This is a genomic window from Peterkaempfera griseoplana, from assembly GCF_001418575.1.
GTDB lineage: Bacteria > Actinomycetota > Actinomycetes > Streptomycetales > Streptomycetaceae > Peterkaempfera > Peterkaempfera griseoplana.
In genome coordinates this window covers 1-10153 of the sequence record NZ_LIQR01000223.1, presented here as the reverse complement: position 1 = coordinate 10153, position 10153 = coordinate 1, and the positions used below count along the sequence as shown (strand labels likewise).

Below are 10153 nucleotides of genomic sequence, written 5' to 3'. Positions count from 1 at the left end.
CGCGGCCGGCCGCGACCCCGAGGGGGTCAAGATCCTCCCCGGCATCGTGCCGGTCATCGGCGACACCGAGGCGGAGGCCCGCGAGCTGGACGCCGAACTGGACCGGCTGATCCGCCCCGAGTACGCCAGGAACCAGCTCGCCAAGCGGCTGAGGATCGCCCCCGAGGAACTGGACCTGGATTCCGAACTGCCGCGGGACATCCCCACCGAGGACGAGATCGAAGGAGCCAAGAGCCGCTACACGCTCATCGTGGAACTGGCCCGCCGCGAGAGGCTGACGGTACGTCAACTGATCGGCAGGCTCGGCGGCGGCCGCGGCCACCGCACGTTCGCCGGGACGCCGCTGCAGGTCGCCGACACCATCGAGCACTGGTTCACCCATGGTGCAGCCGACGGGTTCAACATCATGCCCGCCGTACTGCCCTCCGGACTGGAGGCCTTCGTGGACCGGGTGGTGCCCCTGCTCCAGGAGCGCGGCCTGTTCCGCACCGAGTACACCGGCCGCACCCTGCGCGAGCACTACGGGCTGCCCCGGCCGGCCCACCGCTTCGCCGACGCCTCCGACACCTCCGACGCCTCCGACGCCTCCGGCGCATCCGACGTCTCCGACGCCCCGCGCGGACTCGCCGCGGCCCGGTGACGGACGGGGGCGCAGAGCGCGACCGCCGCCCTGCCGCCCTGCCGCCCTGCTGTCACCGGCCGGTGGGTGAACGCGGCCGGGCAACCCCCGGCAGGGCGAGAGCAGTTGCGGGCGCTCACCCGTGCGGAGCTGGTCGACCCCGACATCCTGCTGCCGGACGGGCCACCGCGTCCCTGGACCTCGGCACCGAACGAGGCGTCACCGCGCTCACCGAGGCCCTCACCCGCCGCCGGACCACCCTGGTCGTTGCCCACCCGCTGACCACCGGGCCCCGTGCCGACCGGGTGGTGGTCCCGTACGGCGGAACGGTCGCCGAGACCGGTACCCACGCCGACCCGCTCGCCGCGGACGGCGCCTGCCGCAGGCTCCGGGACGCCTCCCAGCCCGGCCTGCACCTACTCACCGAGGAGACCCCCGATGACCTACCGCGACTTCGGCCGGACCGGCGTCAAGGTCAGTCCGCTCTGCCTGGGCACCATGATGTTCGGCGCGCGGGGCAACCCTGACCACCAGGACAGCGTCCGGATCATCCACCGGGCCCTGGACTCCGGCATCAACTTCGTCGACACCGCCGACGTCTACTCGGCGGGAGAGTCGGAGACCATCGTCGGCAAGGCCCTGGCAGGGGGCCGCCGCGATGCGGTGGTGCTGGCCACCAAGTTCCACGGCCGCGCCGGGAACGACCCCAACGCACAGGGGAATTCACGCCGGTGGATCGTCCGCGCGGTGGAGAACAGCCTGCGACGGCTGGGGACCGACTGGATCGACCTCTACCAGGTGCACCGCCCCGAACCCGGCACCGACTTCGACGAGACCCTGGGTGCCCTGTCCGACCTGGTCCACCAGGGCAAGATCCGCTACATCGGCACCTCGACCTCGAACCCTCCGCCATCGTCGAGGGTCAGTGGATCGCGGAGCGCCGCGGCCGCGAACGGGTGGTCTCCGAGCAGCCGCCGTACTCCCTGCTCGCCCGCGGAGTGGAACGGGAGGTGCTGCCGGTGGCGCAGCGCCACGGGCTGGCGGTCATCCCCTGGAGCCCGCTGGCGGGCGGCTGGCTCTCCGGCCGCTACCGCCGGGGCGCCGCCCAGCCGGCCTCCAGCCGCGCCGACCGGCAGGCCGCCCGCTTCGACATCGCCGACCCGGGCAACGCGGCCAAGCTCGAAGCGGCCGACGCACTCGCCGTCCTGGCGGAGCAGACCGGGCTGTCCCTGGTCCGACTGGCCCTGGCGTTCGTCCTGGAACATCCCGCGGTCACCTCCGTCATCATCGGGCCGCGGACCCTGGAGCAGCTGGAGAGCCAGCTGGGCGCGGGGGAGGTGCGGCTGAGCGCGGACGTGCTGGACCAGATCGACAAGATCGTCCCGCCGGGTACCACCCTCTCCGCCCGGGACGCCGGGTACACACCCCCGTCCCTCACCGATCCGGCCCTGCGCCGCAGGAGCCGCTGACGCCGCCGCCACCACCGGACCGCGACCGCTGGGCCGCCGGACCACCGTCACCGGGCCGCCGGGCGCGCATCGCGCCCGGCGCACCCTGCGCGGGCGCTCGCGCGCGGTCCCCGGGCGGTCGGTCGGCCGGCAGGCGACGGCGGGCGACCGCGGAGGTGAGCGGCGGTCAGTCCGCCAGCAGCCGCCAGACGGTGGTCGCCTTGACCGCCCGGTCCTCCAGGTCGGCCACCACCGGCACCTGCTGCACCGAGACCGACTCGAAGCGCTGCCGGGGCAGATAGGCCCGCCCCGGGTCGCCGACCAGCACCAGCGCGCCCCTGGCCCGGGCCCGTCGCAGGAAGGGCAGCACCCGCTCCGCCATCGGCCGCTCGTAGAAGACGTCTCCGGCGAGCACCACCTCGGCGTCCCCGCCGTCACCGTCCAGCAGATCGCCCAGCCGGGCCTCCACCCGCACCCCGTTCAGTGCGGCGTTGAGGCCGACCGCCGCCGCCGAGAACGGGTCGATGTCGCTGGCGGCGACCGATGCCGCCCCCGCCACCGCGGCGGCCACCGCCACCAGCCCCGAGCCCGTGGCGAGATCCAGCACCCGGCGGCCCGCGACCGTCCCCGGGTGGTCCAGCACATGGCGGGCGAGCGCCTGCCCGCCCGCCCAGGCGAACGCCCAGAACGGCGGATTCATCCGTACCCCGCCCTGTACCCGTTCGGTGAGCTCCCACAGCCCGATCGCCTCGTCGGCCTGGTGGAGCCGCAGCTCCGGCAGATGGGCCACCGGAGCCACCCGTGTGTGGGCCAGGACGAACTCCGCGGGCCGCAGCCCCACCGCAGACGCGGTCTCCGCAACGCCTGACACCCGATCCCCTCCAGCACCGCCGGACCAGCCGATCGCCCGACCCTACCTCCCTGCCGGAGGCCGCAGGTCACAGCAGTGCGAACTGGCCCTCCGGCCCCTCCTCGCGGTGCGCCAGCACCGAAGCCGGACGGGCGGCCCAGCCGGGTGCGGGCAGCACCCCGGCCGTGCGCAGTTCCGCGGCGCCGATCCGGGGTGCCGCGGCCAGCCGGCCGAGCAGTGCGGACTGCTCACCGTGGAGTTCCGCCAGCAGGGCCAGCACCGTGGCCAGATCGATCAGTTCGGTGGTCCAGGCCCGGGGCCAGGCCGCGGGCCGGAGCGCCTCCAGGGACCCGGGATCGCCGGTGCCCGGCATGCGTTCGGCGAACCAGCTCTCCAGCACTCGGTCCCCGCCCACCCGGTACTCCCAGGCGCCGGCCGGTACGGGCGCGATCCGGCCGTCGCCGAGCAGCAGCGTCTGCTCCTCGGGGTCGTAGGAGACGGCCACGGGGAACCCGGCCGGGCTGTCCGGGACCGGCCGGCGGACGAAGGGCCGCTGCCCGCCGGGCATCCGGGGCCGTCCGGCGGGCCGGTCGGCGGCTGGGTCGGCGCACCGGGCGCCGTAGGTGGTCAGCCACAGCACCCGCCGGCCGAGGGCGGTGCCCTGCCGCCACAGCTCCGCCGAGGCCGGCAGCGGCACCGGTACGGCGTCGGGGGTCTCGCCCTGAGGCGGCTCCGGCTGGCAGGCCACGGCGGCCGTCCAGGCGGCGACGTCCTCGGCGGTGACGGGGAGTCCCAGCCGGTCGGAGAGCAGCGCGAGCAGACCGGGCGCCAGGTTGGGGTCCTGTCCGTCGGGGCGGCGGTGCAGCGGAAGCACGGCGCCGCGGCCCCGACGGCGGTGGCCGTCGGGCAGTTCGGCGCTGAAGACCACCGCCGGGCCGGGCGCCTCCAGCACCACGGCGAAGAGCTGCCGGTCGTCGGTGACCCGCCACAGTTCGGGCCGGGGCGCGTCCAGCAGCCGCTGGTCGGGCAGCAGCCACTGCCGGTCGAAGGCGCCGTGCCGGACCGGCTCCGGCTCGGGGCAGGCCCCCTGCTCCCGGGCGAGGCGTCCGGTGGCGGCCGCCCGGCCGGGCAGCTGGGCCACGGCGCTGTGCAGCGTACGGGAGCGACTGGGGCGGAAGAGGGCCGAACGCTCGTCCCCGGCCGCATCGATCAGCCGCCGCCAGCGGGCCCGCAGGGTGTCGGGGTCCGGGGCGCGCACCCAGTCGCGGCCGGTGCGGAGTGCCGGTACGGACCAGGGCATCAGCTGGGACAGCAGCGGGTCGCCGCTCCAACGGCCCCCGGCAGACCGGGCCCTCTCCGCCACGGAACCCCCTCGCTGCCGCACTTCGACCGTCCCCGGCATGGTACCGACCGGCACCTTGCCCGCCGCTCTGTCCCAACGGTCGAAGCGGTGCGGTGGTGACGGGCGGCGGGCGCGACCAGGGGGCGCTGCCGGGCTGCCGTCAGGCGGCGACCTGGTAGCGGGATCCGTCGGCGGTGCGGACCAGCAGGCCGTTCTCCACCAGGTAACGGCGCATCGCCGGACAGTCGTCCCAGTACTGCCGGATGGCGATGTTCACCTCGCCCTCCGAGTAGACGGTGCCGGTGCGGAACATCCGGCCGGTGAGGTACTCCAGCAGCGCGCGCCGCAGCTCCCGGCGGACCGGAACCGAGGTCAGCCGGCCGTCCGCGGTGAAGAGCGCGGCCAGCGCGGCCGGCCGGCCGCGCTCGTCCTGCCGGGCGGCCGGACGAAGGGCCTGGGCGAACGGCTCATGATCCGCCGTCAGACGGCCGTCGTCGGAACGCCGTACCAGGGCGGTGGCGATGAGCCGGGCCAGCGCGCGGGTGCTTCCGGGCTCGGCTGCGTCCAGATCCTCCTGGGTGATCCCCGCGGGTCCGGCGAGCACGACGCGGGAGAGGACGCGCAGCCGGCCGGGGTCAGCCAGTGCTGAGACCAGACGGGCTGAGTGGCTGGATTCCGTCATTGCGAAGCCGCTTTCTCATGGAGGCCATGTCCCTTGTGGGCGCCGGCGGTCGCCGGGCCGGGACCGTACGCCCGGCGGGCAGGCGCCCGCACATACGCTCGCCGCTGTCTGCTGGGCATGCAAACGGTTTTTGCGGCCGGCGGCGGCCGGGAGAAGCCAACAGTGCCCGTCATCCTCGCCCGGCCGCAGGGGGATCGGCAAGGCCGCCTGACAGGAACCGGACAATCTATGTTCTGTACCTGTCATTGCCTGAGGGTTTGCTGCCACGATCGCCTCCGACCGTAGGAACACCCGTCCGTACGGTCGGTCGGCCCCGGTGCGACCGCACCCGCCCGCAGGCCGATCCGCGGCGTCCGCCCCACCCAGGGCGCGCCGCAGCACCAGGCTCCGCGCACGCCGCACCGCCCCGGACCGCCCATCGGCGGACCGGGACACCCCGAGGGCCGCCACCCAGCGGCCCGATTCCTGATCGACCGTCACCAGCGGTCGACCGGAAGGAGTCCGTATGCCCCGCCCCACCCCTGCCCGCGTCGCCACGGCCGCCCTGGCCGCGGCAACCGCGCTGCTCGCCACCGGCGTCCCCGCAACCGCCGCGCACGCAGCCGCCCCCGCACCGGCAGCGGCCCCTGCCAGGACCCACGCGATCCCGCTCGGCCAGGCCCAGCGCGCCCAGCTGCTCGACCGGGCAGGCCAGGACAGCGGCAGGGTCGCCGCCGCCCTCGGCCTCGGCGCCAAGGAGAAGCTGGTCGCCAAGGACATCGTGGTGGACGCCGACGGCACCCGCCATGTGCGCTACGACCGGACGTTCGCCGGACTGCCCGTCCTCGGCGGAGACCTGGTCGTCCACGAGGGCCAGGACGGCACACCCGAAGCCGTGGACCGCGCCTCCACCGCCGCCCTCGACCTCACCAGCACCACCCCCACGGTGGCCCGGGCCGCGGCCGGCCGGGCCGCCCTCGCCGCCGACCCCGGCGCCACCGCCTCCGGCACCGCCCCGCGGCTGGTGGTCTGGGCGGCCAAGGGCACCCCCGCCCTCGCCTGGGAGAACGTGGTCGAGAGCGTCGCCAAGGACGGCACCCCCAGCAAGCTGCACGTCATCACGGACGCCAGGTCCGGCAAGGTGCTCAGCACCTACGAGGGCATCGAGACCGGCACCGGCACCGGCGTCTACGTCGGCCAGGTCCCGCTCACCACCACCCTGTCCGGGTCGACGTACCAGCTCAAGGACGGCAGCCGCGGCAGCCTCTACACCACCGACCTCAACGGCGGCACCTCCGGCACCGGCACCCTCTTCACCGACGCCGACGACGTCTGGGGCAACGGAGCCGCGTCCAACCGCCAGTCCGCCGCCGTGGACGCCCAGTACGGCACCGCCGCCACCTGGGACTTCTACAAGAACACCTACGGCCGCAACGGCATCGCCAACGACGGCAGGGGCTCCTACAACCGCGTCCACTACGGCAGCAGCTATGTCAACGCCTTCTGGGACGACAGCTGCTTCTGCATGACCTACGGCGACGGCTCGGGCAACACCCACCCGCTCACCGCGCTGGACGTGGCCGGCCACGAGATGAGCCACGGCGTCACCTCCGCCACCGCGGGCCTCAACTACTCCGGGGAGTCCGGCGGCCTCAACGAGGCCACCTCGGACATCATGGGCACCGGCGTCGAGTGGTACGCCAACCTCCCCGCGGACCCGCCGGACTACCTGATCGGCGAGGAGATCAACATCAACGGGGACGGCACCCCGCTGCGCTACATGGACAAGCCCTCCAAGGACGGCTCCTCGGCCGACAGCTGGTACTCCGGGGTCGGCAACCTCGATGTGCACTACTCCTCGGGTGTCGCCAACCACTTCTTCTACCTGCTCTCCGAGGGCAGCGGCGCCAAGACCGTCAACGGCGTCAGCTACAACAGCCCCACCGTGAACGGCATCACCGTCACCGGCATCGGCCACGACAAGGCGCTCGCCATCTGGTACCGCGCCCTCACCACGTACTTCACCTCCACCACCAACTACGCGAGCGCCCGCACCGGCACCCTCAGCGCCGCGGCCGCCCTCTACGGCAGCGGCAGCGCCGAGTACAACGCCGTCGCCACCGCCTGGGCCGCCGTCGCCGTGGGCTCGCTGCCCACCGGGGGAGTCACCGTCACCAACCCGGGCAACCAGTCCACCGCCGTGGGCACCGCGGTCAGCGTCACGGTCAAGGCCACCGGCGGCAGCGGCAGCTACACCTGGAGCGCGAGCGGCCTGCCCGCCGGACTCTCCATCAACTCCTCCACCGGCGTGATCAGCGGCACCCCGACCACGGCCGGCACCTCCAACGTCACCGTGACCGCCAAGGACAGCGCCGGAGCCACCGGCACCGCCTCCTTCACCTGGACCGTCGGCAGCGGCGGCGGCACCGGCTGCACCGCGGCCCAGCTGCTCGGCAACCCGGGCTTCGAGACCGGCTCCGCCTCCCCGTGGACGGCCAGCAGCGGCGTGGTCGACAACAGCACCGGTGAGGCCGCCCACTCCGGCTCCTGGAAGGCCTGGATGGACGGCTACGGAACCACCCACACCGACACCCTCTCCCAGACCGTCTCGGTGCCGGCCGGCTGCAAGGCGACCCTGACCTTCTGGCTGCACATCGACACCAGCGAGACCACCACCAGCTCGGCCTACGACAAGCTCACCGTCCAGGCCGGATCCACCACCCTGGCCAGCTTCTCCAACCTCAACAAGAACACCGGCTACGCGCAGAAGAGCTACGACCTGTCGTCCTTCGCCGGCCAGTCGGTGACCGTCAAGTTCACCGCCGCCGAGGACTCCTCGCTGCAGACCAGCTTCGTGGTCGACGACACGGCCCTCACCACCTCCTGATCCACCCACCGCACCCGGCAGCGCAGCCGACCGGGTGCGGCACGGACGGGCCCGGCGGCGCAGACGCGCTGCCGGGCCCGTCCCACACTGCGGAAACCCCGGCGGGCCGGCCTCCCGGGGGGTTGGATCAGCTCCATGACCGACATCGCCATCCGTATCGCCCGGCCCGCCGACCTCCCCCAGCTGCTCGCCTTCTGGGCGCACGCCGCCGAGGGCACCAGCATCACCGACGACCCGGACGGGCTGGCCCGGCTGCTGGAGCGCGACCCCGAGGCCCTCATCCTCGCCGAGCGGGACGGCAGGCTCGCCGGTACCGTGATCGCCGGCTGGGACGGCTGGCGCTGCCACCTGTACCGCCTCGCCGTCCACCCCGAGCACCGCCGGCGGGGCGTGGCCACCGCACTGCTGGACGCCGCCGAGACCCGCTTCCGCGCCCTCGGCGGCCGCCGCGGCGACGCCATGGTCCTCGACCACAACACCCTCGGCCGCAGCGCCTGGGAGTCCGCCGGCTACACCCCGGACAGCGGGTGGAGCCGATGGACCAAGCCGCTGCCCTCCGAGGTCCACTGACCGGTTGTCAGTGCCCGGGCGTACCGTCGAGGCGGGACCACGGGAGGAGACCCCATGCCCGGTATACCCGCGGAGGCGCTGTACAGGGTCCGCGACGAGATCGACGCGCTGTACACCCCAGGCACGCCCGCACCGGTGCGCCTGGTCCGGCTGCGCGGCCTCGGCCCGCGGCTCACGGCGCTGCTGGCCGAACTGACGGCCCATGGTGCGCCGGCCGAGTGCCTTGATCCGCTCCATGAGGCCGCCGAGCTGCTCCAGCCGCTGGCCGACGGTGTGGAGCCCGGACCCGGCCAGGCCGACGACCTCGCCGAGCAGGCCGCGGAGCTGCTGGCGGCGTTCGACGCCGCGGCGCGTGCGGAGCGGAGGGCGCCCTACCGCCAGGGGTGACCTGGGGTTTCACGGCGCTCTCCGGGCGAGATCACTGAGACGCGAGGCCACTGAGACGCGAGGCCACCGAGACACGGAACCACTGAGACACGGAACCACTGAGACACCGAACCAGCGAGACGACCTGACCAGCGAGACGACCTGACCACCGGGACGCCAGGACACCGAGGCGTCCGCACCGAACCGAGGGAAGGCAGACCGGCCATGCCCGACTCCGCCCGAGCCGCCGTACCCGCCGGGCTGCACATCACCGAGGAGGTCGGTGAGGCCCTGCGCCGCCGCCTGCCGGTGGTGGCCCTGGAGTCGACCATCATCTCCCACGGGCTTCCACGGCCGCAGGGCCTTCAGGTCGCCCGCGAGCTGGAGGCCCTGGTCAGGGAGGGCGGCGCGGTCCCCGCCACCGTCGCGGTGCTCGACGGCGTCGCCCATGTGGGCCTCGACGCGGCCCGGCTGGAGCGGATCGCCACCCAGGACGGCATCCGCAAGCTCGGCTTCCGCGACCTCCCCCCGGCCCTCGCCCTCGGAGCCGACGGCGCCACCACCGTCTCCGGGACGGCCTTCCTGGCCGCCGCAGCGGGCATCCGGGTGTTCGCCACCGGTGGCCTCGGCGGAGTCCACCGCGGCTGGACCAAGGTCCAGGACGAGTCAGCGGACCTCGATCTGCTCAGCCGTACCCGCATCACCGTGGTCTGTGCGGGGGTCAAGTCCATCCTGGACGTCCCCGCCACCCTGCAGCGGCTGGAGACCCTCAACATCTCCGTGGCCGGCTACCGCACCGCCGAGTTCCCCGGCTTCTATCTGCGCAGTTCCGGGGAACGGGTCGACTGGACCCTCACCACCCCGCAGCAGGTCGCCGCCGCGATGCGCGCCCAGGACGCGCTCGGCGCCCCGCCCGCCGCACTGGTCGTCGCCAACCCCGTCCCCGAGGAGCAGCAACTCGACCCGGCCCTCCACGACCGCGTCCTCGCCGACGCCCTCGCCGCCGCCGAGCGCGACCGCATCAGCGGCCAGGCCGTCACGCCCTATCTGCTGGCCGGTCTGGTGCGCGACACCGAGGGCGCCTCCCTGGAGGCCAACCTCGCAGCCGTCCGCGGCAATGTCCGTCTCGCCGCGGAGATCGCCGTCGCCTGGTCGGGGCCCGTCGCCGCGCCGGTCTGACGGCCGGGCGCCGGGGCCCCGCCGCCGGGCCCGTTGCCAGCACACCCTGGACATCCACCGGTACCACGGCCGGGCTCCCGGTACCGCCGCACCCCACCCGCCCGCGCCCTGGAAGCGTCAGCCCACGGCCTGCGGCAGGGGCGCGGCGTGGACGGCGGTGAAGACGGACGCGTCCGATGAGCCGCCGAGCGCGGGGGAGAGGGCGGCGCGGGCGGTGTCGAGGAAGGCGGG

7 protein-coding genes and 3 pseudogenes are annotated in these 10153 nt (G+C 74.3%); 7 read left to right on the top strand and 3 right to left on the bottom strand.

Features of this window, described 5'->3' with window-relative positions; translation table 11 throughout:
- From AOK09_RS17675 to AOK09_RS17670, 3 pseudogenes are all read left to right on the top strand, one after another.
- Positions 1-640 (top strand): annotated as a pseudogene (locus AOK09_RS17675) (LLM class flavin-dependent oxidoreductase); the annotation flags it as partial.
- Positions 641-702: 62 nt separating this feature from the next.
- A pseudogene (locus AOK09_RS42195) lies at positions 703-1146 on the top strand (hypothetical protein); the annotation flags it as partial.
- A pseudogene (locus AOK09_RS17670) lies at positions 1058-2088 on the top strand (aldo/keto reductase). The pseudogenes AOK09_RS42195 and AOK09_RS17670, both read left to right, overlap by 89 nt.
- A gap of 166 nt (positions 2089-2254) precedes the next feature.
- Here the strand turns inward: AOK09_RS17670 and AOK09_RS43215 are convergent.
- The 3 genes from AOK09_RS43215 to AOK09_RS17655 form a co-directional block, all read right to left on the bottom strand.
- Positions 2255-2938, bottom strand: coding sequence for a class I SAM-dependent methyltransferase (locus AOK09_RS43215; protein WP_055588175.1), 684 nt, complete (start codon positions 2936-2938; stop codon positions 2255-2257).
- A gap of 67 nt (positions 2939-3005) precedes the next feature.
- The gene (locus AOK09_RS17660) at positions 3006-4217 is read right to left on the bottom strand and encodes a type ISP restriction/modification enzyme (protein ID WP_055588174.1); all 1212 of its coding nucleotides are present in this window, start codon (positions 4215-4217) and stop codon (positions 3006-3008) included.
- Positions 4218-4419: 202 nt separating this feature from the next.
- Positions 4420-4941 (bottom strand): DUF2087 domain-containing protein, encoded by a 522-nt coding sequence (locus AOK09_RS17655; protein ID WP_055588173.1) that lies wholly within the window; start codon positions 4939-4941, stop codon positions 4420-4422.
- A gap of 505 nt (positions 4942-5446) precedes the next feature.
- On the opposite strand from AOK09_RS17655, the gene AOK09_RS17650 reads away from it, so the two are divergent.
- The 4 genes from AOK09_RS17650 (at position 5447) to AOK09_RS17635 (ending at position 9922) form a co-directional block, all read left to right on the top strand.
- Positions 5447-7807 carry a M4 family metallopeptidase gene (locus tag AOK09_RS17650; RefSeq protein ID WP_055588172.1) on the top strand — a complete coding sequence of 787 codons (2361 nt, stop codon included), beginning with the start codon at positions 5447-5449 and terminating at the stop codon, positions 7805-7807.
- Between the two features lie 135 nt (positions 7808-7942).
- A complete protein-coding gene (locus tag AOK09_RS17645; RefSeq protein ID WP_055588171.1) occupies positions 7943-8377 on the top strand; it encodes a GNAT family N-acetyltransferase in 435 nt (144 codons plus the stop codon).
- Positions 8378-8431: 54 nt separating this feature from the next.
- Entirely contained in the window at positions 8432-8764 is a 333-nt protein-coding gene (locus tag AOK09_RS17640) for a hypothetical protein (protein WP_055588170.1), read from the top strand.
- 204 nt (positions 8765-8968) lie between these two features.
- Positions 8969-9922, top strand: coding sequence for a pseudouridine-5'-phosphate glycosidase (locus tag AOK09_RS17635; protein ID WP_055588169.1), 954 nt, complete (start codon positions 8969-8971; stop codon positions 9920-9922).
- The last annotated feature ends 231 nt before the right edge of the window (positions 9923-10153 follow it).